Origin of the sequence: Amycolatopsis methanolica 239, assembly GCF_000739085.1 — a bacterium.
Lineage (GTDB): Bacteria > Actinomycetota > Actinomycetes > Mycobacteriales > Pseudonocardiaceae > Amycolatopsis_E > Amycolatopsis_E methanolica.
In genome coordinates, this window is sequence record NZ_CP009110.1 from 5,716,971 (window position 1) to 5,741,362 (window position 24,392).

The 24,392-nt window shown below is 71.0% G+C and carries 22 protein-coding genes and 2 tRNA genes; 13 read left to right on the forward strand and 11 right to left on the reverse strand.

Features of this window, described 5'->3' with window-relative positions; translation table 11 throughout:
• Positions 1-62: 62 nt before the first annotated feature.
• Positions 63-506, forward strand: coding sequence for a methylmalonyl-CoA epimerase (mce, locus tag AMETH_RS27805; protein ID WP_017984479.1), 444 nt, complete (start codon positions 63-65; stop codon positions 504-506).
• Here mce and AMETH_RS27810 read toward each other — a convergent pair.
• Positions 503-1,093 (reverse strand): TetR/AcrR family transcriptional regulator, encoded by a 591-nt coding sequence (locus AMETH_RS27810; RefSeq protein WP_017984480.1) that lies wholly within the window; start codon positions 1,091-1,093, stop codon positions 503-505. The genes mce and AMETH_RS27810 overlap by 4 nt on opposite strands.
• An 83-nt stretch (positions 1,094-1,176) precedes the next feature.
• Complete coding sequence (locus tag AMETH_RS27815) at positions 1,177-1,551, reverse strand: SPW repeat protein (protein WP_017984481.1); 375 nt, start codon at positions 1,549-1,551, stop codon at positions 1,177-1,179.
• 211 nt (positions 1,552-1,762) lie between these two features.
• Between AMETH_RS27815 and ccrA the strand changes: the two genes are divergently transcribed.
• The 4 genes from ccrA (at position 1,763) to AMETH_RS27835 (ending at position 6,544) form a co-directional block, all read left to right on the forward strand.
• The gene (ccrA, locus tag AMETH_RS27820) at positions 1,763-3,100 is read left to right on the forward strand and encodes a crotonyl-CoA carboxylase/reductase (protein WP_017984482.1); all 1,338 of its coding nucleotides are present in this window, start codon (positions 1,763-1,765) and stop codon (positions 3,098-3,100) included.
• 14 nt (positions 3,101-3,114) lie between these two features.
• A complete protein-coding gene (locus tag AMETH_RS27825; RefSeq protein WP_017984483.1) occupies positions 3,115-4,176 on the forward strand; it encodes a coiled-coil domain-containing protein in 1,062 nt (353 codons plus the stop codon).
• Between the two features lie 958 nt (positions 4,177-5,134).
• A complete protein-coding gene (locus AMETH_RS27830) occupies positions 5,135-5,584 on the forward strand; it encodes a universal stress protein (RefSeq protein WP_017984484.1) in 450 nt (149 codons plus the stop codon).
• Between the two features lie 6 nt (positions 5,585-5,590).
• Positions 5,591-6,544, forward strand: coding sequence for an adenylate/guanylate cyclase domain-containing protein (locus tag AMETH_RS27835; protein WP_017984485.1), 954 nt, complete (start codon positions 5,591-5,593; stop codon positions 6,542-6,544).
• Positions 6,545-6,613: 69 nt separating this feature from the next.
• Here AMETH_RS27835 and AMETH_RS27840 read toward each other — a convergent pair whose 3' ends face one another.
• The 3 genes from AMETH_RS27840 to AMETH_RS27850 all read right to left on the reverse strand — a co-directional run bounded on the left by AMETH_RS27840 (position 6,614) and on the right by AMETH_RS27850 (position 10,050).
• Positions 6,614-7,852 (reverse strand): aldehyde dehydrogenase family protein, encoded by a 1,239-nt coding sequence (locus AMETH_RS27840; RefSeq protein ID WP_017984486.1) that lies wholly within the window; start codon positions 7,850-7,852, stop codon positions 6,614-6,616.
• Between the two features lie 51 nt (positions 7,853-7,903).
• Positions 7,904-8,632, reverse strand: a complete 729-nt coding sequence (locus tag AMETH_RS27845) for a M50 family metallopeptidase (protein WP_017984487.1) — start codon at positions 8,630-8,632, stop codon at positions 7,904-7,906.
• Between the two features lie 473 nt (positions 8,633-9,105).
• On the reverse strand, positions 9,106-10,050 hold the full coding sequence (locus AMETH_RS27850) for a DNA-3-methyladenine glycosylase family protein (RefSeq protein WP_026153436.1): 945 nt from the start codon (positions 10,048-10,050) through the stop codon (positions 9,106-9,108).
• Positions 10,051-10,298: 248 nt separating this feature from the next.
• Between AMETH_RS27850 and AMETH_RS27855 the strand changes: the two genes are divergently transcribed.
• From AMETH_RS27855 to AMETH_RS27870, 4 genes are all read left to right on the forward strand, one after another.
• Complete coding sequence (locus tag AMETH_RS27855; protein WP_223842954.1) at positions 10,299-11,078, forward strand: ribosomal RNA small subunit methyltransferase A; 780 nt, start codon at positions 10,299-10,301, stop codon at positions 11,076-11,078.
• 81 nt (positions 11,079-11,159) lie between these two features.
• Positions 11,160-12,080 carry a S1C family serine protease gene (locus AMETH_RS27860; protein ID WP_410468219.1) on the forward strand — a complete coding sequence of 307 codons (921 nt, stop codon included), beginning with the start codon at positions 11,160-11,162 and terminating at the stop codon, positions 12,078-12,080.
• A gap of 84 nt (positions 12,081-12,164) precedes the next feature.
• Positions 12,165-12,773 (forward strand): oligoribonuclease, encoded by a 609-nt coding sequence (gene orn, locus AMETH_RS27865; RefSeq protein WP_081617601.1) that lies wholly within the window; start codon positions 12,165-12,167, stop codon positions 12,771-12,773.
• 72 nt (positions 12,774-12,845) lie between these two features.
• Positions 12,846-12,921: transfer RNA gene (locus tag AMETH_RS27870), tRNA-His, on the forward strand.
• A 450-nt stretch (positions 12,922-13,371) separates the two neighbouring features.
• Here AMETH_RS27870 and AMETH_RS27875 read toward each other — a convergent pair.
• Positions 13,372-14,562 (reverse strand): L,D-transpeptidase, encoded by a 1,191-nt coding sequence (locus AMETH_RS27875; protein WP_017984492.1) that lies wholly within the window; start codon positions 14,560-14,562, stop codon positions 13,372-13,374.
• A 174-nt stretch (positions 14,563-14,736) separates the two neighbouring features.
• Between AMETH_RS27875 and AMETH_RS27880 the strand changes: the two genes are divergently transcribed.
• Positions 14,737-14,809 (forward strand) — tRNA-Lys (locus AMETH_RS27880).
• Positions 14,810-14,824: 15 nt separating this feature from the next.
• Here AMETH_RS27880 and AMETH_RS27885 read toward each other — a convergent pair.
• Positions 14,825-16,045, reverse strand: coding sequence for a glycosyltransferase (locus AMETH_RS27885; protein WP_223842955.1), 1,221 nt, complete (start codon positions 16,043-16,045; stop codon positions 14,825-14,827).
• Between the two features lie 660 nt (positions 16,046-16,705).
• On the opposite strand from AMETH_RS27885, the gene AMETH_RS27890 reads away from it, so the two are divergent.
• Complete coding sequence (locus AMETH_RS27890) at positions 16,706-17,266, forward strand: terpene synthase family protein (protein WP_017984493.1); 561 nt, start codon at positions 16,706-16,708, stop codon at positions 17,264-17,266.
• A 34-nt stretch (positions 17,267-17,300) separates the two neighbouring features.
• On the opposite strand, the gene AMETH_RS27895 is transcribed toward AMETH_RS27890, so the two are convergent.
• A complete protein-coding gene (locus AMETH_RS27895) occupies positions 17,301-17,927 on the reverse strand; it encodes a TetR/AcrR family transcriptional regulator (protein WP_223842956.1) in 627 nt (208 codons plus the stop codon).
• 289 nt (positions 17,928-18,216) lie between these two features.
• Positions 18,217-18,552 (reverse strand): hypothetical protein, encoded by a 336-nt coding sequence (locus tag AMETH_RS39415; protein ID WP_209436815.1) that lies wholly within the window; start codon positions 18,550-18,552, stop codon positions 18,217-18,219.
• 407 nt (positions 18,553-18,959) lie between these two features.
• Here AMETH_RS39415 and AMETH_RS39420 point away from each other — a divergent pair, with 407 nt between their 5' ends.
• A complete protein-coding gene (locus AMETH_RS39420) occupies positions 18,960-19,925 on the forward strand; it encodes a PEP-utilizing enzyme (RefSeq protein WP_209436816.1) in 966 nt (321 codons plus the stop codon).
• Between the two features lie 209 nt (positions 19,926-20,134).
• Here the strand turns inward: AMETH_RS39420 and AMETH_RS27905 are convergent, their stop codons facing one another.
• Entirely contained in the window at positions 20,135-21,331 is a 1,197-nt protein-coding gene (locus AMETH_RS27905) for a cytochrome P450 (protein WP_017984497.1), read from the reverse strand.
• A 303-nt stretch (positions 21,332-21,634) separates the two neighbouring features.
• Here AMETH_RS27905 and AMETH_RS27910 point away from each other — a divergent pair, with 303 nt between their 5' ends.
• Positions 21,635-23,164 carry a TROVE domain-containing protein gene (locus AMETH_RS27910; RefSeq protein WP_017984498.1) on the forward strand — a complete coding sequence of 510 codons (1,530 nt, stop codon included), beginning with the start codon at positions 21,635-21,637 and terminating at the stop codon, positions 23,162-23,164.
• A 13-nt stretch (positions 23,165-23,177) separates the two neighbouring features.
• On the opposite strand, the gene nicT is transcribed toward AMETH_RS27910, so the two are convergent.
• Complete coding sequence (nicT, locus tag AMETH_RS27915; RefSeq protein ID WP_017984499.1) at positions 23,178-24,245, reverse strand: Nickel transporter NicT; 1,068 nt, start codon at positions 24,243-24,245, stop codon at positions 23,178-23,180.
• Between the last annotated feature and the right edge of the window lie 147 nt (positions 24,246-24,392).

Below are 24,392 nucleotides of genomic sequence, written 5' to 3' on the forward strand. Positions count from 1 at the left end.
TCCAGTACAGGTGTGAGCCGTGGCACCCACGCACCCGGGTGCCGGGCTTTATCCTCACCACTATGAATGACGCGCTGAAGCCGTTCGTGACGACCATCGACCACGTCGGCATCGCCGTCGCCGATCTCGACGCCGCGATCGACTTCTACGCGGAGAACTTCGGCATGATCGCCACGCACTCCGAGGTCAACGAGGAGCAGGGCGTGCGCGAGGCGATGCTGCACGCGCCGGGCGACGAGTCCGGCCCCGCCATCCAGCTGCTCGCGCCGCTGCGCCCGGACTCGACGATCGGGAAGTTCCTCGACACCAAGGGCCCCGGCCTGCAGCAGGTCGCCTACCGGGTCACCGACGTCGAGGCCGCGGCCGAGGCGCTGCGCGCCAAGGGGCTGCGCCTGCTGTACGACAAGGCCAAGCGCGGCACCGCGAACAGCAAGGTCAACTTCGTGCACCCGAAGGACGCCGGCGGGGTGCTCGTCGAACTGGTCGAGCCCGCCGCGTCGCACTAACCCGGCGCCGGCCGGGCCATCAGCGCGTCGGCGACGAAGTTCAGCTCCCGCTCCATCAGGTCCGGCGGGTCGTCCCCGGCGTGCCGTGCCACCGAGTGCCGGTAGCTCACCGCGAGCGCCAGCAGCCCGGCCGCGCTGTCCACGTCGGCCACCGCGAGGTCGCCCTCGCCCGCGGCGATGATCACCGTGCGGACCTGCCGGACCAGCTGCTGGAACCGGTCGTGCAGCGCGTCCCGCACCGCCCGGTGGGTGTCGGCCTCCCGCCACAGCAGGTGGGACAGCATCCGCGACCTGGCGAGCCGCGCGTCGAGTTCGGACACTAGCCGCCGCAGGCTCTCCGCGATGTCGCCGGGCACCACGACCCGCGCGGCGTCGATCTGCTCGTCCGGCAGGCGCTTGATGAGCGCGGTGAGCAGGTCTGCCTTGCGGCGGAAGTAGTAGTGCACGAGACCCTTGGGGACGCCGGCGCGCTCGGCGATCCGAGAGGTCGGAGTGGCGTCGAAACCGCTTTCCGCGAACAGGTCCTCGGCCGCGCGGAGGATCCGCTCCTTGGCCGGCAGGTCGTCCCCGTGTTCGGTGCGCGCCACTCCGCCCGCCTTTCGTACAGCTCGCCAGCCCACAACGCTAACCGAAAACCGGCGCGTCGTGGGCCGACCCCGGGCGCGACGGCTCAGTGCGCCGTCGTCATCCCACCGCGGTGCACCGCGTTCGCGACGGGCAGGGCCGCCAGCCCGGCGATCGCGGTGAGGGCTCCGATGATCCACGAGGACCACGCCGCCACGTCCAGTGCCGTGTACGTCATCACCCACGGCGCGACGAACAACAGCGCCCCGAGCACGACCTGGACCCCCTCGCCGTAGACGAGTCCCGGCATGGACAGCGAAAGCAGGCCGTCCAGCGCGATGAGGGCGCCCAGAACGATCATCGTCCACATGGTGGTGGTGTCGGTGTCGGCCCACAGGGGCGTCAGGACCGCCACCACCCCGAGCACGACCTCGGCCCAGTCGTGCGGACGGGTCCACGCCCGCGTCGAACTCTCAGCCATTCGTGATCACCTCCGAACCCGATCCGGGAAACCGCTCGGCGCGGTTTCCACACTGCCATGGTGCGCCTTGATTGGCCGGCCGGTCAATCACGTCCGGATCACGGCCAACCCGGCAGAACGGACGGGTGAGGTAGCCCTCCTCCCGGACAGTGGCGGATGACGTTACTGGCCAGTAATGTCAGGCCACTCAACCCAGCGCAGGGAGGCGGACATGACGATCACGGACATCCGGGATGCGATCCTCACCGGCGAGACCGCCGAAGTGGGCGCTCTGCCGGTGCCGGAGGCCTACCGCGGCGTGACGGTCCACGCCGACGAGGCCGGCATGTTCGACGGCATCCCCTCCCGGGACAAGGACCCGCGCAAGTCGCTGCACGTCGACGAGGTGCCCACCCCCGAGCCGGGGCCCGGCGAGGCGCTGATCGCCGTGATGGCCAGCGCGATCAACTACAACACCGTGTGGACGTCGATCTTCGAGCCGATCCCCACGTTCAAGTTCCTGCAGCGCTACGGGAAGCTGTCGCCGCTGGCCAAGCGCCACGACCAGCCCTACCACGTGGTCGGTTCGGACGCGGCCGGCGTCGTGCTGCGCACCGGGCCGGGCGTGCACCGGTGGAAGCCGGGCGACGAGATCGTCGCGCACTGCCTCAACGTCGAGCTGGAGGGCCCGGACGGGCACAACGACACGATGCTCGACTCCGACCAGCGGATCTGGGGCTTCGAGACGAACTTCGGCGGGCTCGCGGAGCTGGCGCTGGTCAAGGCCAACCAGCTGATGCCCAAGCCGGACCACCTGACCTGGGAGGAGGCCGCCTGCCCCGGGCTGGTCAACTCCACCGCCTACCGGCAGCTGGTGACCACCAACGGCGCGAACATGAAGCAGGGCGACGTCGTGCTGATCTGGGGCGCCTCGGGCGGGCTCGGGTCGTACGCGACGCAATTCGCGCTTAACGGCGGCGCGATCCCGGTGTGCGTGGTGTCCAGCCCGGAGAAGGCGGAGATCGTCCGCCGGATGGGTGCCGAACTGGTGATCGACCGCAATGCGGAGGGTTACCGGTTCTGGAAGGACGAGAACACACAGGACCCGAAGGAGTGGCAGCGCTTCGGCGCGCGCATCCGAGAGTTGACCGGCGGTGAGGACCCGGACATCGTGTTCGAGCACCCCGGCCGGGAAACGTTCGGCGCGTCGGTCTACGCGGCGCGCAAGGGCGGCACGATCGTCACCTGCGCATCCACCTCCGGATACCTGCACCAGTACGACAACCGGTACCTGTGGATGAACCTGAAACGGATCATCGGCTCGCATTTCGCGAATTACCGCGAGTCGTGGGAGGCCAACCGGTTGATCGCGAAAGGCCTGATCCACCCGACGCTGTCCCGGACCTACTCGATGACAGAGACCGGGCAGGCGGCGCTGGACGTGCACCGCAACGCCCACCAGGGCAAGGTCGGTGTGTTGTGTCTCGCCCCGGAGGAGGGTTTGGGCGTGCGCGATGTGGAGAAGCGGTCCAAGCACATCGACCGGATCAATTTGTTCCGCGGCGCCTAAGTAGTCTGGGCCGCATGAGCCTTGGCGACGAACGAGAGCTTGTACCGCTCGGCGCGGGTTTCGACCTGGCCAAGCGTGGTTACGACCGCCACCAGGTCGACGAGCACCTCGAACGGCTGGACAGCGACCTGAAAATGCTCGCCGCCGACCGGGATGCCGCCATCTCGCAGGCCGGCGACCTCGCCCGGCAGCTGGAGCAGGCTCGCGGCGAGATCGAGAACCTGCGCGGCCAGGTGGAGCGGCTCGGCCAGCCGCCGACGACGGTCGAGGGCCTGTCCGAGCGGTTGCAGCGCATGCTACGGCTGGCGCAGGAGGAGGCCGCCGACACGCGGGCCCGCGCGGAGGCCGAGGCCGGGCACATCCGGGCGAAGGCCGAGTCGGACGCCAGCGCCATGCGCGCCCGCTACGAGCAGCTGCTGTCCGAGCTGGACGCGCGGCGCAAGGAGATGGAGGCCGAGCACCGCAAGGTGCTGGAGACCGCCCGCGCCGAGGCCGAGTCCATCACGAACAAGGCCAAGGAGGAGCGGGACCGGCTGGACCGCGAGGCCGAGCAGCGCCGCACGCAGGTCGAAGAGGACTTCGAGATCGCGATGGCGGCGCGGCGCACCGAGGCGATGCGGGTGCTGGCGGAGCAGGAGGCGACCAGCAAGGCGGAAGCCGAGCGCCGCGTCCGCGAAGCGACGGACGAGGCTGCGGCGATCCGCAAGAAGGTCGCCGAGGAGGAGGCCGCCGCGAAAGCCGAGATCGAACGCCGCCGCCGCGAGTCCATCGAGGACGCCAACCGCCGCAAGACGGAGTCGATCACCGAAGCGAACGCCCGGGTGGCGGAAGCATCCGACGAGGCGGCGCGCCGCGTGCGCGAAGCCACGGAGGAGTCGAACCGCCGCATCAACGCGGCCGCCGACCGGGTGGAGGCGCTGCGCAAACTGCGCGCGGGAATCGCCGAACAGGTCAAGGCCGCGCGCGAAGTGCTGCTAGAGGCCAATTCGGTACTCGGCGAGGCCGAACCGGTGATCGAGCCGTTGCCCGAGGAACGGGAGAGCGCGCCAGCGGGCAAGCCCTCCGGAGGCCAGTAGCGGCGGCGGGGGTTGCCGAGCCGGGCGGAGCGGCGGAGCCCGCGGGGCCGGGCGGAGCCCGCGGAGCCCGCGGGGCCCGGCGAAAGCGCGGCGGGGCCGGCGGGGCCGCGGCCGAGCCGGGCGAAGCGGCGGAGCCGCGGCGAGCGGGGAGGAGCCCGGTGAAGCCGACGGGGCGGACTCTGGGCGGAGCCGCGCAGCCAGCAGAGCCTGCAGGGCGAAGGGCCGAGCGGGGCGGAAGCCCGGTGGCGCCCCGGCGGGGCGGAACCTGCCGAGTCGGCTCGGCAAGCGCGCCTCGGCAGATCCGGCAGGGTCCGGCACACGCCTCCGCAGCAGATTCGGCACATCCGGCACGCGCCTCCGCAGGTCCGGCAGGTCGGCAAGTTCGGTGTCGCGTGCCCGGCCCGCTGACCGGGCAGACTTTGTGTCGCCGACCGGGTGGGTTCGGTCCCACCCACCGGACAGGCTCGGCAAGCTAACCTCGGCAGGCCCGGCAGACTCGGTTCGGTCGGGTCTCTGCCCTGCCGACCGGGCGAGTTCGATCCCACCAACCGGACTTGCCGTGGCAGCTCAGCTGAGCACGCTCGGGTCTTCATGGGCGTCCCACCGCGCCGAGCGGCAGCGCGGCCGCACCCAACCCGCCGTGACGAGCAACCCGGACCGGTCGTTTCTGCGGTGCCCCCTCAGCGCGCGGCCCATATCGATCGCCGCCAGCGGCCGCTCGCAGGCCACGCTGGGCGCCTCCGAGCCATCAGCCACGATCTTCGGGCCAGTTCGCCGCCACGCCGCCCGACCTGGGCAGTTGTCGCGCTGGCGCAGGGGTGTCCGAGCAGCTGCCACGGCCCGTCGAAGACCGTGGGGCCGTCACCGGTGGTGGGGCTGCGCAGAAACCGACTGGCGAGTAACCTAGGGCGCCACTTGCGAAAGCGCACAGGCGCGCACCCTTGCCGGAGGTATTGGGATGGCTGCATACCGGACCGTGGTTGTCGGTACGGACGGGTCTGATTCATCGTTCCGCGCGGTCGACCGGGCGGCGGCCGTGGCCGCGGACTCCGGCGCCACGCTCGTCATCGTGTGCGCCTACTACCCGGCGAGCAGGCAGGACGTGGAGAAGGCCCAGGACGTTCTCGGCGAGGAGGCCTACCAGGTGGTCGGTTCGGCGCCGGCCGAGGACACGCTCCGCAGCGCCCGCGACCGCGCCCTCAAGGCCGGCGCGGGGTCGACCGAAACGATCGCCGTGGTCGGGGAGCCGGTCGAAGCCTTGCGCAAGGTCGTCTCCGACAAGTCGGCCGACCTGCTGGTCGTCGGCAACCGGGGCCTGAACACCCTCACCGGGCGGCTGCTCGGGTCGGTGCCGTCGGAGGCGGCGCGCAAGTCGGGCGTCGACGTCCTGATCGTGCACACCACGTAGGCCGCCGTGGACGCCGAGGGCCTCGAGAGCATCCTGCTCGGCGGCAAGCGCCGCTACACGCGGCTCGAGGTGGCCGAGAAGGCGGGTGTGCCCATCGAACGGGCCACCCGCCTGTGGCGGGCGCTGGGGTTCGCCACGGTCGGCGACGACGAGGTCGTCTTCACCGACGCCGACGTCGATGCCGTCCGCACCACCGACCAGCTGATCTCCTCCGGCCTGCTTGACCAGAGCCTGGAGGCGCCGGTGGCGCGCACGCTGGGCCTGCACCTGTCCCGGCTGGCGGAGTGGCAGGTGCGGATGCTGTCGACGCTGATCACCGAGAACGAGCACCTCGGCCAGGACGATTCGCAGGTCGTGACGCTGGTCGAGCGCCTGCTGCCGGAGTTGCAGCGCGTGCAGGACTTCGTGTGGCGGCGGCACCTGGCGGCGTTCGCGGGCCGGGCACTGGCCTCGCCGGAGGAGGACCTGGAGGCCCGGACCGAGGTCGTCGGGTTCGTCGACATGGTCGGCTACACGCGGCTGACCCGCCGCCTCGACGAGAGCGAGCTCAGTGCCGTGCTGGAGGGCTTCGAGCTGCTCGCGACCGAGGTGATCGCCGACCACCACGGCCGGGTGGTGAAGATGATCGGCGACGAGGTGCTGTTCGTCGCCGACACGCCCGCCGACGCGGCCGAGATAGCGCTGACGCTGACCGAACGCACAGCAGCGGACGCGGATTTGCCGAACGTCCGGGCGGGTCTGGCGGCGGGCCGGATCCTGAGCCGCTTCGGCGACGTGTACGGGTCGGTGGTGAATATGGCCGCACGCCTGACCTCGGTGGCGCGCCCCGGCACGGTGCTGATCGACCGCGAACTGGCGGGTGAGCTGGCGGAGCTGCCGGGTTTCACCGTGCGATCCCGCCGCCCGGCGACGGTCCGCGGCTACGCGCGCTTGCACCCATACGTGCTCAGACGGGATTAGCAGGCTGCCGCGCGGAAATCGATGCGGTCACCGGGGCGGGTACCCGGCGACCGCATCGGTCAGCCAGGCTCAGTTCGCGGGCAGGACCGCGTACTGGCGCACGTACAGGTCCGTGTAGGTGACCGGCCCGCGGGGGCCCGGCACCTTGTCCAGGTTGATGCCGGTCTCCGGCACGGCCAGCAGCTTGAAGCCGTCCAGCAGGCGGGTCGGCGCGTTCCAGAACACGCCGGTGCCGGTGTAGCCGTCAAGGAAGGCCGAGGCGGTTTCGGCGTCCTCGGTGGCGATGCCCGCCGCCAGGCCGGAGGTCTGCTCGTTCGCGATCGACACGGCCTCGGTCACGTCGGCGACCTGCGCGACGGTCACCGTGGCCTCGTGGTCGGAGTCGAGCGCCCACTCGTAGCCGATGGCGTGGTCGTGCGGCGGCAGCGACGGCGTCACCTTCCGCTCGGCGAGCGCCTCGGAGATGACCGGCCACAGCCGGTCGTGCACCGCGGAGTGGATGAGCAGCAGGTTGAGCCGGTTGCAGACACCCAGCCGGTCGAGGCTGTTGAACACCAGGTCGCGGACCTTGCCGGCGTCGGCGGCCTCGTCGATGTACAGCACGCCACCACCGTCGGCGTGGGCGAGCGTGCGCACGCCGTGCTGGGCAGCCTCCAGCGCGAGCGCGCGGGTGCTCTCGCCGCTGCCGCGCAGGATGACGAGCGGCACCAGATCAGGGAACCGCACCAGGGCGGCGGCGGCCTCCCGCTCGACGCGCGGCACCAGCTGCACGACGGCGGGATCGATGCCCGCGTCGGACAGGGCCGGGGCGATGACGACCTCCAGGAGCCGCTGCGCGGAGCCGAGCGCGGCCGAGCCGGTGCGCAGCACCCCGCCGTTGCGGGACTTGACCAGCTGCGACGCCACGTCGACCGTCACGTTGGGCCGGGCCTCGTAGTTCGCGCCGATCACGCCGACCGGACGGCGCCGCTCGACCAGCCGCAGGCCGTCGGACAGCGCCTTCACCGGGATCTCCCGCTCCGCGTGGGGCGAGCCGGCCAGCAGGCGCAGCTGCTCGGCCATGCCGGTGAGCCGCTCCTCGGTGATCGTGAGGCGGTCGAGCAGTCCGGCGCTCATGCCTTCCTGCTGCGCCCGCGCCACGTCGGCCCGGTTCGCCTCCAGCACGGTTTCACGCGCGTCGAGGAGCCGGTTCGCCATGGCGGTCAGGGCCGCGTCGACGGCCGGGTCGGACGCGGTGGCCAACGACGGGGCCGCCGCCTTGGCCGCCCGCGCGCACTCCTCAACAGCCTTCGCCACCTCGTCGGACACCGCTACCTCCACGCTGGGAACTGGGAGCCTCCAGTGTGCCGCACGGGCAGGTCAGGGCTGTAGCGCGGGTTCCAGCAGCCACGCGCCGCCGACGAAGAGACACGTGACCGCGAGCACGCCGAGCATCAGCATCCACAGCGCCGCCGGCACACCGGTCAGCCGGGCGAGCTGGTCCGCGTCGGAGTTCCGCGCCGCGCCGCGTCGCCGTTTGATCTGCAGCTCGATGACCGGCCGGAGCCCGCCGAACAGCAGGAACCAGGTGATCAGGTAGATGAACCACGCCTGGACCTGCGGACCGGCGACGAGCGCGACCGCCGCCAGCCCGGCGGCCGTGAGCACCACGGACAGCACGCCATACGCGTTGCGGACCATGACCAGCACGCCGAGCAGCAGCAATGCGGCGAGCGCGAGCAGCACAGTGATGCGTCCCGCGGCCAGCAGGCTCGCGAAGGCCAGGCCGAGGATCCCGGGGGCCGGGTAGCCCGCGAGCGCGGTCAGGACCATGCCCGGCCCCTCGGGCTTGCCCCGCGAGACCGTGACGCCCGAGGTGTCCGAGTGCAGTTTGATGCCCTGCAACCGGCGTCCGGCCAGCACCGCGATCAACGCGTGGCCGGCCTCGTGCACGATGGTGATCACGTTGCGGGCCATCCGCCAGGGCGCGCCGGACAACACCAGCAGGAGCGCCACACCGCCGGTCACCAGCGGGACCGGGATGGACGGATCCGGCTGCGCCCCGAAGAGACCCGCCAGCACGTCAAGCTCTGCCGTCGCCTCGTTCACGCGCGGAAGCTCACCACATGTCGAGTGCGCTCCCTGTTATCACCCCCATCGCGTTCACAGCTCCCCACTGGTAGTTGGGATGAGCGAGGTGAGCCGGTGCAGGCTTCCCGCGCCTGGCTGTCGAGTGGTCGCGAGGCCCTGTGGCCCAGCCGCAAGACCGCCGAGTGGATGCCGCCGCGCCACCGTGGCGGTTTCGCATGTGCGGTTCGCAAGCGGGCGCCGGGCTGCCCCAGTCGCCGGACCGGCGGGACGGCGGGCAGACGCAGGGCGTTGGAGCACACCGATAGCGCACCGGAGGACAGCACCGATGCTGCCAGCGGCAGCGGCAGCGGCAGCGGCAGCGGCAGCGGCAGCCCCCCCGGGCCGCGCAAGCGGGGTTCGGGTGCTGGGCGGGCTGGGTGGGCTGGCGCCGGGAGCCGGCGGGGCCCAGGCGGCTGGCGCTGGTGCCTCCTTCGTCGCCGCCGCTGCGGGGCTCAGGCGGCTTGCGTCGGCGCCTCCTTCGTCGCCGCCGCTGCGGGGCCCGGGCGGCGGTCGCGGGCTACGCGGAACAGCAGGGCGGCCCAGCTGCGGTACGGGGCCCACGCGTCGGCGATCGAGGCGAGTTCCGCGGGCGTCGCGGCGGGGCGGTTGTAGGCGTGGCGCATTTCCTCCAGCAGGTACCTCTCATTCGCGGGGAACACGTCCGGGTGACCGGCGCCGCGGATCAGGATCAGCTGCGCCGAGAACGCTCCGATGCCGGGCAGCGCGCGCAGCGTCTCCAGGGCGTCCTCGGGGTCCGCGACGCGCAGGGCGGCCGGGTCGAGGACGCCGGTCAGCGCGGCCTCGGCGACCACACGCAGACGGTCCACTTTGATCTCCGGCAGCCACGGCGGCGCGGGCATCTCCAGCAACTCCGCCGGCGCCGGGAACGACCACAACCGACGCCCGTCGACATCCAGCTGCCTGCCGTGCAGTTCGGCGACCCGCTGCTTGAACAGAGCCGCCTGCGCGAAGCGGATCCGCTGCCCGATGATCGCCCAGCAGGCGGCCTCGTACGGCGACGTGAACAACACCGGCCGCAACCCGGGATACCGCGCCTGCAACGCAACCACCACCGGATCACGCTCGCCGACCGCGGCGAAACCGGAGCCGTCCACGTCGAGCGACAGGATCCGCGCCACGTGCCGCGCGGCCTCGGCGACGTCGGCTTCCCCTGCCACCACTGACACTTCGACCGATCCGGGCGCTCGTTGCCGTACCCGCACGCCGGTGTGCACCCACCCGCCCGGCAACGGGAAGGCGAACCGGAGGGTGCCCGGCTCCTCCGCCGCATGCGGTCGCGACGCGGGTGCGAACCCCTCCAGGAACCCGGCCGCCGCCGCGAGGTGGAACGGACCCGGCACGGCGATCTCGACGGTGCCCGTCACACTACTCGTCATCGTTGCTCTCCTTCGGTCGGACGATGATGGGACGACGGTAGCGGGAGCCACCGACAATTCCGGGAAAAGCAGTTGCCGGCCCCGCTACGGTGGAGCCATGGGTACCTTGTCGCAGTCCTGCACGGCGTTCGCCCGCTTGCGGCGCGCCTGAACGCAGCGGCTGCCCCGCACATTTCGGCTTTTCCAGCCACCACAACGCCAGTCGCTGCGTCATGAGCTCCTGCCCGCTCTCATGACGTGGAGTACCCATGCCCTCGGCACCTCGTGCCGGGCGGTCCGCCGGCGTGCATTTCCTTGCCACACCGGCGATCGCCGCACAGCTCGTCCAGTCCTGCGCCATCGGCGGCGACGATCTCGTCCTGGAGATCGGCGCCGGCCAGGGCGCCCTCACCCGCCACCTCGCCGCCACCGGCGCACGCGTTCTCGCCGTCGAACGAGATGAACACTTCGTGCGCCGCTTGACCACCCGATTCGGTGATCGGTCGAACGTTCGCGTCATGCACGCCGACGCCCGTGACATTCCCCTGCCGCGACGGCGGTTCCACCTCGTCGCCAACATCCCGTACGCGTTGTCGACATCGATCCTCCGCCGCGTCCTGACCGGCCACACCGCGCTCCACCGCGCGGCGCTGCTCGTCGAATGGGGCTTCGCCAAACGGATCTGCGCCACCGTGCCCGGCCGGCTTGAACAGGCGTGGTGGGCCGCCCGCTTCGACCTCGAACTGGTGTCCCGGATCGGCGCGCGGCACTTCTCCCCGCCACCCCGCGTCGACTCCGCACACCTGACGATCCGCCGCACCCACTTCCCCCGATCAGCCGAACGAGCACTGTGGACGGTCCTGTCCGCCGCCTACAGCCACCCCACCGCTCCGGCGCACCTGCTGTTCGACCGGCGCGCCCTGCGCCGCGCGGGAATCCGGCCGGCGGAGCCCGCGGGCACCGTCCCGCCACAGCGCTGGGCGCACCTCGCCCGCGACCTGTCGCCCGGCCACACCTGGCCCGCCCTGCCGAAACGGATCCGCGACTGAGAACTCTCAGGAAATTCTTCTCAGGGGATTTCTGGGTCACTCCACAGGATTCTCACAAGGAAGGAGACGAACCTCATGGGCATGAACGAGAACGAGTTCCGGGCGAGCCAGGCCGGCGGGGTCCCGCCGACCTACAGCCACCCCTACTACCAGCAGCCGGTCGCGGCCGCACCGGTGCTCACGCCCCCGCGGCCCAAGAAGAAGCGCGTCGCCGCGCTCGTCACCGCCAGCACCCTCGCCGCGGCGGTCATCGGCGGCGTCAGCGGAGCCGCCATCGTGGGCCTCGACAGCGGAACGCCGACAGGCTCGGCCACCTCCGCCACCACTGTGTCCAGCACCACGAACACCGACGTCAGCGCCGTCGCCGCCAAGGTGCTGCCCAGCGTCGTGCAGGTCAACGTCACCACCCGCCAGGGCGAGGCCATCGGATCCGGGGTCATCCTCAGCTCCGACGGCAAGATCCTCACCAACGCGCACGTCGTGTCCGACGCCGTCGGCTACGTAGCCATCACCCTGTCCGACGGCACCAAGTACCAGGCCAGCGTCGTCGGCGCCGACACCAAGGCCGACATCGCCGTCCTGCAGGCCCAGGGCGCCAGCGACCTCACCGCCGCCACCCTCGGCGACTCCAGCAAGGTGCAGGTCGGCGAAGAGGTCGTCGCCATCGGCTCACCCGGCGGCCTGCAGAACACCGTCACCTCGGGCATCGTCAGCGCCCTCAACCGCGACCTCTCCGACATCTCCAGCGGCGAACCCAACACCCCCTTCGGGCAGACCGCCAACACCACCAGCGACAGCCCCAGCTACACCGCCATCCAAACCGACGCGTCCATCAACCAGGGCAACTCCGGAGGCCCGCTCGTCGACATGAACGGCGAGGTCATCGGCATCAACTCCGCCCTCTACAGCCCCTCGTCGACCTCCGCCGGATCGGTCGGCATCGGCTTCGCCATCCCCATCAACGACGCCAAAACGATCATCCATCAGATCGAGAACAACTGACACAACCGGAACGGGCCGCGGTCGGGGCGGCCCGTTCCGCCGAGCCGGACGGTCCCCGCGCGCCGCCCGCGTTAGGGTTTCCCGGTGACCGACCGTCTTGTCTGGATCGACTGCGAAATGACAGGGCTGGACCTCGCGAAGGACGCCCTGATCGAAATCGCCGCCCTGGTGACCGACGCCGACCTCAACATCCTCGGCGACGGCCTCGACATCGTCATCCACGCCGATGACGACACCCTCGCCGGCATGCCCGACGTCGTGCGGGAAATGCACGCCAAATCCGGGCTCACCGACGAAGTCCGCCGCTCCGTCACCACCCTCGAGGAAGCCGAACAACGCGTCCTCGACTACATCCGGGCCCACGTCCCCGAACCCAACAGCGCGCCACTCGCAGGCAACTCCATCGCCACCGACCGCGGCTTCATCGCCCGCGACATGCCCGCACTCGACGCCCACCTGCACTACCGCATGGTCGACGTGTCCTCGGTCAAGGAACTCGTCCGCCGCTGGTACCCACGCGTCTACTACGCCAAGCCCGAGAAAGGCCTCGCCCACCGGGCACTCGCCGACATCAAGGAATCCATCAGCGAACTCGACTACTACCGGCGCACCGCGTTCGTGCCCATGCCAGGACCCAGCAGCGACGAAGCCCGCGCCGCGGCCGCCGAAGTGCAGCTCAAACACAGCAACTGACCCCCCGCGAGACCCCCGGGACGGGCACGCTACGATATCCCGGCTGGTGGCGATCGCAAGACGCCCCACGTGGTGGGTGTAGCTCAGCTGGTAGAGCACCTGGTTGTGGTCCAGGAAGTCGCGGGTTCAAGTCCCGTCACTCACCCCAATGGCCCCACCCTGCTCGGTCGCTTCGCGGCCTCGCCGGGTGGGGTTCATCATTGCGCCCGGGGGCCGAGCCCCCAGGCCCCCACGATGCGAGCTCCTCACCTTGGCGAGCGCTGAGCACGAAAGCGGCGACCAGCGTGTGCCCCTACTCCCCTAATGGCCCCACCCTGCCCCCACCCTGCTCGGTCGCTACGCGGCCTCGCCGGGTGGGGTTCATCATTGCGCCCGGGGGGCCGAGCCCCCAGGCCCCCACGATGCGAGCTCCTCACCTTGGCGAGCGCTGAGCACGAAAGCGGCGACCAGCGTGTGCCCGTACTCGGTCGCGGGGCGACCTCGTGGGGCTTGGTGAGTTGGGTCGCCTGCCGCTGGAGGGTTGCGGTGCGTCCGGAGGGACTGGCAGTCCTGGCCCCAGCCCCACCTGCGGTGGGTGGGGCTGGGCCTAAGTGGGCTTTTAGCTGGTTGTGGGGGTTGTCCAGGCTGTCCAGGGGAGTTGCCAGACCGACCAGCCGTCCGTCGGCTCCAGCGGCTGGCCTCCGCTGTTGGCGACCGTGAAGAGGTCGCCCTTCTTCGACAGATCCATCAACCACTTCGCGTTGGCCGTCGACAAGTTGATGCAGCCGTGGCTCACGTTCCGGCGCCCCTGCGAACCCACCGACCACGGCGCCGAGTGGTAGAAGATCCCGCTGTTCGACAACCGCACCGCGTACTGCACGAACGTCCGGTAACCACCAGGCGTGTCCGCGGGAACGCCGTACGTGCCGGAGTCCATCGTGTAGCCCACGTGCTCGCTCATCACCGTGTACGTCCCCACCGGCGTGGTGTTCCCCGGCTTACCCATCGAGATCGGCAACGACCGCACCTCGGCGCCGTTCACCAACACCTTCGCCTGGTGCGAACCACCATCGGCGAGCACCTCCACCCGGTCGCCCACCGTGATCTTCGCCGCACGGTCCTCCAGCCCGTACCCGCCGCCACCCAGCGGCTTGCCGTAGATCGCGGCGTTCACCGAGATCTTCGTGCCTGGCAACCAGTAGTCCTTCGGCCGCCAGATCAGCTGACTGTCACTCATCCAGCGGAACGCGCCCTCGGTGACCGGCTCCGTCACCACCTTCAGCGCCCGCTCCGCCGCCGCCCGGTCGGCCACCTTCGAGTTGAATGTGAAGATCAACGGCATCCCGACCCCGACCGTCTCCCCGTCCTGCATGTTCAACGAGACGGAGATGGTCTTCCGCGGCTTCGCGACCGTGGTGAACGTCGAGGTCGACGTCACCTGCTTGCCATCGGCACCCACCGCCACGGCCGTCAACGTGTACTGCTTGCCGTAGCCCAGCCCGTCGGCGAACTCCCACGACGAACCATCCGCCGACAGCGCGCCCGGCACCGGCTCACCCTCGGGGTTGCGCAGCGTGACCTCGGTCAACTTGCCGTCGGCCACCTTCACCGAGACGGCTTCCCCCGGCGCGACGTCGGCGGCGCCCGACGACGGAACCACCGCCAGCGACGGCGGACGGGCGGCTTCGACCGACTGCGACGCAGGCGCACCCCGACCGCCACCACCCGGCTCCGTCGTGCAGCCGGCCAGCAGCCCAGCCGCCAGCACCAGGCACGCCCATCTCCCCGCGATCACCGAACGCCGCATCATGCCCCCAATCAGGTGAAGATCGCCCGCTTCGTACTCCTGCTCCCAGTCTGCCCGATCTCGGCGCCCGCAGGGGTCAGACCTGCCGAAACGTGATTGGGGACCCTCCGTGAAGGGGGTCTTCGAAGGCGTGCTAATCTTTTGTTCGTCGCCAGGGAGACCAGGCGGCCGGAGCAAGCGCCATTAGCTCAACTGGCAGAGCAGCTGACTCTTAATCAGCGGGTTCGGGGTTCGAGTCCCTGATGGCGCACAGTCACCCCAGGTCCTAGGGCCTGGGGTTTTTTGTTGATATCGGCGCCCCCTCGGAGGAGACCCGGCGGTTCTCGATGCGCGCGGCGGCTAGACCAGTGCGGCCGCGTCGTCCGCGAGCTGGTCGAAGCCGGGCCAGGCGCGGGACTTCCGGGACATCGCCGCGGCGCGGTGGGGGGGACGGGGCTCGCAGGGCCTGTGCGCAGCTCTCGCTCAGGGAGGCCGGGTTGAGGGGACCGACGTCGAGCTGGATGCCTAGGCCCAGTGCCGCCGTGCGCGCCGCGTTGTGGAACTGGTCGGAGAACATCGGCAGGAGCCCCATCGGGGTCCCCGTGCGAATCGCCGCGGCGACACTGCCGAAACCGCCGTGGGCGAGGAGGAGATCCGCGGACTCCAGCAGCAGCGGGTGCGGTACGAACGACATCAGCCGCACGTTGCCGGGCCTCGGACCGGTCCACTCGCCGGGGTCGGCACCCAGTGTGACCACCGCGGTGCACGGCAGATCGCCCAGCGCGGCGACCATCGTCTCCAGCACCGCGGGCGTCCCCGGCACGAAGGCCCGCGCGACACTGCCGAGCCCCGCGACGACCAGCGGCCGGTCGTCCGGCAGATCGAGCAGCGACGCGTCGAGCGGGCCAGCGGACGGATCCGGCCGGTAGTAGCGCGCCGAGGACATCCGCAGCTCCTCCGGGTACCACGCGGCCGGCACCACCCCGGCGAGCAGGAAGCCCTCCGGGTGCCCCGGCTCGTCGACGGTGTCCAGCCCGAACTCGGCCCGCTGACCGTTCAGCGCGTCCCGGACCAGCGCCAGGTTCAGCGCCGAACAAGGAGAAGTGTCCAGGACCGCCTGCGGCAGCCCGAGCTTCCCGGCGGCGAGGTAGCCACCGAACTCCTTGCACTCCCGCACCAGCACGTCAGGCTTCCAGGACCCGGCCACCGCCAGGACGTCCCGCGCGAAGGCGCCCGCCAGCGAACCGGCGAAGGCGATCGTGAGCGTGCTGGACGCCTCCCGCACGTCACCTTCCGGCACTGCGGCGGGATCGGCCACCAGTTCGGTCAGCGTCAGCACGTTCGGCAGCGGCAGGTGCTCGATCCCGGCGCGGGCGAGGTGGGTCGCCATGACCGGCGCCGTGGCGACGGCGACCTCGTGCCCGGCGCGTTGCAGCGCCTTCGCCGCAGGCGCCAGCACCGGCACGAGGTGCGAGTAGAACGGCTGGCACGTCATGAGCACGCGCATCCAGGCCCCGATCTCCGCGCGAAAAACGCCGTGCCTTTGTACCAGGGAAGTGCACCGAGTTCCGTGGAGGCCCACCGGCTGCTCCCACCGGCCGAAGACGTACCGGCGTACGCCGGAATTCCGCCGATCAGTCCTAAGTGGACGAGGTGAACAGGAGGTTGATCGACTCCCCGGCTACCGCTATGGTCGGAAGATCGGATTCGGCGCCGACGGAAACGCTCACACTGCCCTGTAGGCCATTTCGGCCACTTCCATCGAACACCGGCATCCCGGTGGATGCCCGGCGGCGGACGGGATTCTCACTGTGATGGCTACCCAATGGACTCCTGCGGTGCGCCGGCCCGGGGAGCAGGCGGTTCGTCGAACAGGGCGTGTTTTCCCGGCACGCGGACGCGGACCGCCTCACCAGACAGTTCCTCCGCCACCAGGGCGCCGAAGAACACGCGCGGATGTGGCCCGATGCCGAATACCCCGGGCTCTGGCCGGCCGGGCGGCTGCTGACCCACATGTCCTGCTTGGAGACTTCCTCGACGAGATCTGGGGCCCCGACCAGGACGAGCACGCCGCCCACGTGGTCGGCCTCATCGCCGACATCCTCAACGACAAGTCCGCCCCGGCCGCGGTGGCGGCCGGGCCGCTGGCGGTGCTCCTGGACTCGCTGTGGACCGAAACCCGGTCGGTCGCACCGAACACTGGCTGGCCCGGGCCGCGCGGATCCACCTGGCATACCTGGAAACGAGCATGGCGGAACGCGCGCTCCGGGCGGCGGGCGCGGTGTCGACGACGGCGCGGTACGTGACCTCCCGCCACTACAACGGAGGGATGTTCTACGCTGCCGCGCTCGTCGAGCTGGCGAACGAAGCCTGGCTACCGGAGGACCTGTCCGGCCGCCCGGAGATCACCGACCTCGCGCTGCGGCTCAGCAACGCGAGCACGTGGGCCAACGACCTGTTCTCGTACCAGCGGGAAGCCGCGCACGGCACCGGCGCCAACCTCGCGGTGGTGCTGACGACGCACGAGGGCCTGACCGAGGACGAGGCGGTCACCAAGATCGTCGAGCTGGTCAACGCCGAACTGCTCACCCTGGACTTCCTGTGCGACGCGGCGGCCGCCCTGCCGGATCCGGCGGCCCGGTACGCGGACGGCGTACGGGCACTGACCTCCGGGCTGATGCACTGGATGGCCGGAACCGCCCGCTACGCGACGACGCCGAGCGCCTGACGGCCGGCACGTGCGTCCACGAAGGACCGTCACACTACCGCGGTTCGTCGGCCGGAACCGGGATCGAGCTCAGCCACCGTGCGCGCTGCTGCTCGACCGCGGTGTCGATCGCCTGCAGGATGCTCGTGATCACGAGGTCGTATATCTGGTCCGCGCTCAATCCCCGATCGGCCTCCGCCTTCGCCAGCGCCGGGTACTCCCCTGCGGCGCTCGCGCCCGGCCCGTCGGTGCGGGTCTCGTGCAGAGCGCTGCTGACGGCGAACGCCGCGAGCGCGTCAAGCAGTGGCATCACCACTGCGCTCGGCACACCCTCGCGCATGAGCCGGGCGGCGGAGGTGTCGAGCAGGTGCGCCCCGAACCCGTGCGACCGCGACGCGACGATGACCGGCAGCAGCGCGGGATGGGCGAGCAGCACGCGGCGCAGGGTGCGAGCGTTGTCCGGCAGCCACTCCCGCCAGGAGGCGTCGGGCTCCCCGATGTCGCGCACCTCCTCCAGAACCAGGTCCGCGACGCCGACGAGGATGTCCTCTTTGCTCTTGAAGTGGTGGTACAGCGAGGCGCCGTTGACCCCCAGCGCGGCCGCGAGGCGCCGGATGCTCAGCGCTTCGAGCCCGCCGTCGTCGATGATCTCGAGCGCGGCCTCCAGCGCCCTTCGCCTCAAGATCAACGGAACCTTGGGTCTCACCACGCCGTGACTATAAGTCAACACCGCTCGATACCCGGCCGGGTGATAAATCGCCTCTCCCGGTAGAACGGCGATCAACATTCCGGAAAATCAGCCAACCCGCCGTGCGCGGTGACCAGCCGCGGGCCGCACCGCTGACCAGGGCCGATGGCGCCACATCATACCGCAGTTAACCGTGCGTTGCCGGGTTCTTGCCGAATTGGAGCCGGGCAGGAAATTTTGGCTTAGTCGCAGCCTTATGCGGTCACCCCGAGCGGGTCTAAGATCACCCGGGCTCGCCTAAACCGAACGATGATTGGTGTCGCTCGTGCTTCCTCCCACACCAGGATCCGATCCGCTCGACAACGCGGCCTGCGATCCCGGCGCGACCTGGACCACCGGCAACGTCGCCGAAGCCTTTCCCGGCGTCTCCACGGCGCTCGGCTTCACCTTCATCCACCGCCCGACGGAGCTGTCGTTCCGCAAGATGTTCCGCGGCATGGGCGTCTTCGGGAAGGCCGCGCTGGCCGTGCCCGAGCGCATCGAGGACCAGTTCTGGACCGCCTTCCGCCGGACGCGCGGCGGCCAACATCAACCAGTTCCGCACCGTCCCGAGCCTCATCCCGGGCACCTCGGCGACCGCCATCGAACAACAGCTGTTCGGTTACGTCCGGGAAGGCACCGTCGACGAGAACTCGATGCGCCGGTACCCGATCATCGGGGTGAAGACGCCTCGCGCTGTCTTCACCCTGCCCAAGAAGCGCGACCGCATGTTCGCCGAGCTCCGCGAGTGGCGCCTCGCGACCCTGCCCACGATCCCCGGCGGGTCTGTCGCCGACAGCCTGGCGATCCTGCAGGACGCCAGGGAACGCTTCGAGCGGATCATGATCCTCCACCTGCTGGTGGCGTTCGTCAGCTCGGGCCTGGCCGACCGGCTGGCCGCCATGGTCGCCGCCGCGGACGTGCCCGGCCTGGAATCCCGGCTGCTGTCGGGTGTCGGCTCGGACGAGAACGAGGTCGCCCAGGACCGTGGCTGCTCGCGCACGAGCGGATCGATCTCCAGACCTCCTGGACCGGCACGGCTATCACGGCCCGCACGAGGGCCACCTGCACAGCACCTCGTGGCGCGAGGACCCGGCACCGATCCTGGCCCGCCTCGCCGACTGCCGCGCGGTGGCCGAAGACGATCCGCGGGCGCCCCGCAACCGCGCCGCCGCGCAGACCCGCATCCGGCACGCGGCCGCCGAGGAGCTCAAGAAGGCGGTGTCGCCGTTCCAGCGCCGGTCGATCACGCTGCTGACCAACCTCTCGGCCCGATTCCTCGCGCTGCGGGAGCAGGGCAAGGCCGGCTACCTCCTCACCTTCGACGTCGCCCGCGCCGCGGCCCGCCGGATCGGGGCGGACCTGGTGGACCGGGGACTCCTCGACGACGCCGCCGACGTCTTCCACCTCACCTTCGACGAGGTCGTCTCCGGTGACGCCACCGACCGCCGCGACCTGGTGCGGCACCGACGGGCCCAGTACGAGGACCGGTTGCGCTACCGGCTCCCACAGGCGTGGGCCGGGATGCCCGAGCTGATCGAGATCGTCGGTGACGCCGCGTCGGACGCCCCGGTGGGCACCACGATCACCGGGGTGGCGGCCAGCGGCGGCGGCGTCGAAGGGCGCGCCAGGGTGGTCCGCGACCCGGCGGCCACCGAACTGGACGACGGCGACATCCTCGTCTGCGAGACCACCGATCCCAGCTGGGTGTCCCTGTTCCTGGTCGCCGGGGCACCTCCTCGTCGTAGATCTCCGCGGATCGGGAGTACGGGGAGATCCTGCGCATGTGCCAACGCACGGATTTCGGCCCACACCGCGTCGAGCACGGGGTCACCGCCGGCGAGGAAGTCCCGGCACACCACGGTGGACACCGCGAACGCGCATTTCGCCGGGTACAGCGAACGGTTCACCGGGCACGGGAGGCCTTCGGGGCGGGTTCGGACAGCCACCTGACGGGAGTGCTCGTCGACTCCTACCACAACATCTGGTTCGAGTGCCACGAGTGCTTCTTCATCACGCTGGGCCGCTCACGGCAGGCGGAAGAACCGCCTGAGAATCGTCCTTTGTGGATGGATGAGGTTGCCGCGCGGCTACATCCGGGTCCGCGCGCCCACCGGCAACCCCACCGGGGTGCGTCAAAGTCGACTCCCGCTCCGGCCGGCTCAGACGGGCCAGGTCACCGGAAGCGCTTTCACACCGCGGATGACGCCGTAGGTCCGTTCGGGCACAAAGCCGTCCGGGAGCGTGAACTCCGGGATCGCCGCGAGGAACTCCTCGCAGATGACCCGCAGTTCGACCCTGGCGACGTGCAGCCCGAGGCAGCGGTGGGCGCCCGCGCCCCAGCCGAGGTGCGGGCGGCGCGGGCGGCCCAGCCGGAACTCGTCGCCGTCCGGGAAGTGCTCCTCGTCGCGGTTGCCCGACCCCCACGTCAGCAACATCCGGTCACCGGGGCGCAGCGGGACGCCGGCCAGCTCAGTCTCCCGCACCACCGTCCGGCCGGTCGCCGCGACGGCGGACTCGTGCCGCACGCTTTCCTCCACCAGCTGCGGGATCAGCCCCGGCTCGGCGACGACCCGCCGGCGCAGGGCGGGGTCCTGCGCGAGCTCGAGCAGGATGCTGGCGAGCTGGTCCGTCGTGGTCAGGTTGCCGGCCGCGATCAGCAGGAACGCGAACTTCAGCAGCTCGTGGTCGCTGGCGAGCCTGCCGTTGATCTCGCTGTTGACCACCGACGTGAGGACGTCCGATCCGGTCTTGCCGCGACGGGACCGGATGTGCGCCAGCAGGAACTCGGTGTACTCGCGGCCGATCGCCTCCGCGGCCGCCGCACTGTCGGCCGCCGCCAGGCCATGCACCAGCGCGGCCAGCGTCGGCCGCTGCTCTTCGGGCAGTCCCAGCAGCGACGCGATCACCAGCGGCGGGATCTTCGCGCACAGGTCCGGCACCAGGTCCGCCTGCCCGCGCGGCGCCAGACCGGCCACGACTTCCCGCGCCACGCGACGGATGTAGTCCTCGTGCCCGGCCGCGGCGGGCGGGGTGAAGAACGGTTGCAGGTGGCGGCGCCAGCCGGCGTGCTCCTCCAGGTCCTGCTCGAACAGCGGCGCGATCACGCCACCGGTTTCCGGCGCCACGACCACGGCGCCGACCTCGGCCGCGGAGGAGAAGGTGTCGCCGTGCCGGGCCACGTGCCGCAGGTCGTCGAACCGCGTCACCACGTACATCCCGCCGTGCGCCTCGCTGTGCGCCACCGGGCACGCCTTCCGGAACGCTGCCAGCGTCTCGTGGATCGTGGCGGCCTGGGCCGGGTCGAGGTGGTCGAAGGTCCGGGCACGGTCCCACGCCGGATCACTGGACTGGCTCACGTCGCTCAACAATCCACACTCGCCCAGCTCGGGGCAAGGAAAAGCCTCCATCCGGACTAGTGTGATCCACCGCTGCGCACGCAGCGTCACCGGGCGCGGAAAACCGGTTCGCGATCAGGCGACGGGCTCGTATCCTGATCTCCGCACGCCGGCCACTTCGGACAGGCCCGGTGCGCAGGTGAGGGTTGCTTCCGGCCCACAGGTTCGACTCCTGCCCCTCCCCTCGGGAGGTGGAAACCTTCGCCGACTCCTTCTCGGGCCTGTCCGAGGTCGCCGGCTCTCCCCTTCCCTTGCGAGGCCGGCATGTCCAAGTTGAACCTGCTCCGCCGAAGACCGGCGAACCGGTCCCCCATCGTCACGGCCGCGGTGCCCGGCGTCGTCAACCACCAGGGTGGCGCCGGTCACGTCCGTGACGCCAAGTCCGAGCTGTTCCTGCTCGCGGTCGCGAACATGGTCGGCGAGGACACCTTCTACGAGGCCGCGGACGACCGCGACAGCCGGTACGCCGAGCTGGTCCGCCGCGTCGCAGTGGAGGATCCACCGTGGACTTCCCGGTTCCTGCGGTGGCTGCGCACCGAGGCGAACATGCGCTCCGCGTCGCTGGTCGGCGCGGCCGAGTTCGTCAAGGCACGCCTGGGCAACCGCGTGAACGACGGGCTGTCGAACCGCGCCGTGCTGGCGAGCGTCGTGCAACGCGCGGACGAGCCGGGTGAGCTCATCGCGTACTGGTTCGCGCGGTACGGCCGCCGCCTGCCGAAGCCGGTCAAGCGCGGGGTCGCCGACGCCGTGCGCGCGCTGTACGACGAGCGGTCCTTCCTGAAGTGGGACAGCGGCAACCGCGGCGTGCGGTTCGCCGACGTGCTGCGGCTGGTGCACCCGGCGCCGCGGGACGCCGTGCAGGACGCGCTGTTCGAGCACATCCTGCGGGGCGGTCCGCCGCCGCCGGAGCTGACCGTGCTGACCCGGCGGCGGGCGCTCATGGCGCTCCCGGTCGACCAGCGCCGGGCGGCACTGGACCCGGCGGAACTGCGCGCGGCGGGCATGACGTGGGAGGCGCTCGCCGGGTGGCTGCAAGGTCCGCTGGACGCCGACGCTTGGCAGGCCGTCATCCCGGGCATGGGGTACATGGCGCTCCTTCGTAACGTCCGCAACTTCGACCAGGCCGGCATCCCGGACGAGGTGGCGGACCGGGTGGCGGCGCGGCTCGCAGATCCGGGTCAGGTGGCGCGGTCGCGGCAGTTTCCGTTCCGGTTCCTGTCCGCCTACCGCTCCGCGCGGGCGTCGCGGTGGGGGACGGCTCTGGAGCGTGCCCTGGACGCCTCGCTGGCCGGCGTGCCGTCCCTGCCGGGGCGGACGCTGATCCTGATCGACCGGTCCGCCTCCATGTGGATGCGGGACGGGCGGTCGGCCGTCACGTTCGCCGATCAGGCCGCCGTGTTCGGGTGTGCGCTGGCGGTGCGGGCGGAGAAGCCGACGGTCGTGGTGTTCGGCTGGGACAGCCGCGAGGTCGAGGTTCCGCGCGACGGCGCGCTGCTGCCGTTCGTGGAAAGCCTCGACATGTACTCGGCAACGAACACCGCGGCGGCGGTGCGCAGGCACTACCGCCGCCACGACCGGGTCGTCCTCCTGACCGACGAGCAGTCCGCGACGACGGACGCGTCGGCCGGGTTGCCGCGCCGGGTTCCGCTCTACGTGTGGAACGTCGCCGGGTACCGCTACGGCGGCACGCCGTCCGGGCTGGGCAACCGGCACACGTTCGGCGGGCTGACCGACGCGGCGTTCCGGATGATCCCGCTGCTGGAAGCCGGCCGCGCCGCGCGCTGGCCGTTCTGACCCGGGGCCGCCGTCACTCGGCGGCCTCGGGCGCCCAGCGCTGCCCCATCCGCCCGGCGCGCCACACCACGAGCGCGATCAGCCAGGTCACCGCGAACAGGCCGACCAGCAGGTAGCCGACGTCGGCCAGGTCCATGCTCGCCGCCCAGGCCAGCGGTCCGCTCGTCACGTTCAGCCGCTCCGCGAGCAGGCCGAGCAGTTCGACACCGCCGATGACCAGGGCGACCGCGACCGACAACGCGGTCACCGTCAGGTTGTAGAACACCTTCCGCACCGGCGTGACCAGCGCCCAGCCGTATGCGAAGTTCATGAACACCCCGTCCGCGGTGTCCAGCAGGCTCATCCCGGCCGCGAACAGCACCGGCAGCGTCAGCAGCGCGTACCAGGGCAGGTCGAAGGCCGCCGCCCCACCGGCGAGGACCAGCAGCGACACCTCGGTCGCGGTGTCGAACCCGAGCCCGAACAGCAGCCCCAGTGGGTACATGTGCCACGGCTTGCGCACCGACCGCGCGACCCGGCCCAGGATCCGGTTCAGGAAACCGCGCTCGTCCAGCCGCCGCTCCAGTTCGGCCTCGTCGTAGTCGCCCGCGCGCATCCGCCGGAACACCGCGGCGATGTGACGCAGCGCCACCAGGTTCAGCACGCCGATCAGCAGCAGGAACCCGCCGGACACGAGCGTGCCGATCAGGCCGGTCACGGCGTGCAGCGTCGAGGAGTCCGAAGTGACCTGGCCTGCCAGCGTGCGCACCCCCAGCCCGAGCAGCAGGCACAGGCCGAACACCACGCTGGAGTGCCCGAGGGAGAACCAGAACCCGACCGACAGCGGTCGCCTGCCGTCCATCATCAGCTTGCGGGTGGTGTTGTCGATGGCGGCGATGTGGTCGGCGTCGAACGCGTGCCGCATGCCGAGGGTGTACGCCGTGACGCCGAGGCCGACGCCGAACACCCCCGCCTGCCCGATCGCGTAGTGGCCGGGCACCACCAGCAGCACCAGCGTGCCCCAGCCGATCACGTGCAACAGGGCCACCGTCACGGCCATCCCGGTGATGCTGCGCCTGCCCTGCCGGTCGAGGACCGCCATGTCCCGCTCCCTCCGCCGCGCCGGCCTCGTCGCCGGTACCAGCACCGTCGCAGCCGGGCGCCGACGGCGGCACTGCCCGATCGGAGGGGACGGCGCCGGTCAAGGGGTGAGAACCTGTCCGATCGGACAGGTGCGGGCAGCCACCCG

Coding starts and splice junctions, on each gene's coding strand:
- mce (WP_017984479.1), top strand. CDS start 63: ATGAATGACGCGCTGAAGCCGTTCGTGACGACCATCGACCACGTCGGC.
- AMETH_RS27815 (WP_017984481.1), bottom strand. CDS start 1,551: ATGGCTGAGAGTTCGACGCGGGCGTGGACCCGTCCGCACGACTGGGCC.
- ccrA (WP_017984482.1), top strand. CDS start 1,763: ATGACGATCACGGACATCCGGGATGCGATCCTCACCGGCGAGACCGCC.
- AMETH_RS27825 (WP_017984483.1), top strand. CDS start 3,115: ATGAGCCTTGGCGACGAACGAGAGCTTGTACCGCTCGGCGCGGGTTTC.
- AMETH_RS27830 (WP_017984484.1), top strand. CDS start 5,135: ATGGCTGCATACCGGACCGTGGTTGTCGGTACGGACGGGTCTGATTCA.
- AMETH_RS27850 (WP_026153436.1), bottom strand. CDS start 10,050: ATGACGAGTAGTGTGACGGGCACCGTCGAGATCGCCGTGCCGGGTCCG.
- AMETH_RS27855 (WP_223842954.1), top strand. CDS start 10,299: ATGCCCTCGGCACCTCGTGCCGGGCGGTCCGCCGGCGTGCATTTCCTT.
- AMETH_RS27860 (WP_410468219.1), top strand. CDS start 11,160: ATGAACGAGAACGAGTTCCGGGCGAGCCAGGCCGGCGGGGTCCCGCCG.
- AMETH_RS27875 (WP_017984492.1), bottom strand. CDS start 14,562: ATGATGCGGCGTTCGGTGATCGCGGGGAGATGGGCGTGCCTGGTGCTG.
- AMETH_RS27885 (WP_223842955.1), bottom strand. CDS start 16,045: ATGCGCGTGCTCATGACGTGCCAGCCGTTCTACTCGCACCTCGTGCCG.
- AMETH_RS39415 (WP_209436815.1), bottom strand. CDS start 18,552: ATGAGGCTCGGGACGGTGCGGAACTGGTTGATGTTGGCCGCCGCGCGT.
- AMETH_RS27910 (WP_017984498.1), top strand. CDS start 21,635: ATGTCCAAGTTGAACCTGCTCCGCCGAAGACCGGCGAACCGGTCCCCC.
- nicT (WP_017984499.1), bottom strand. CDS start 24,245: ATGGCGGTCCTCGACCGGCAGGGCAGGCGCAGCATCACCGGGATGGCC.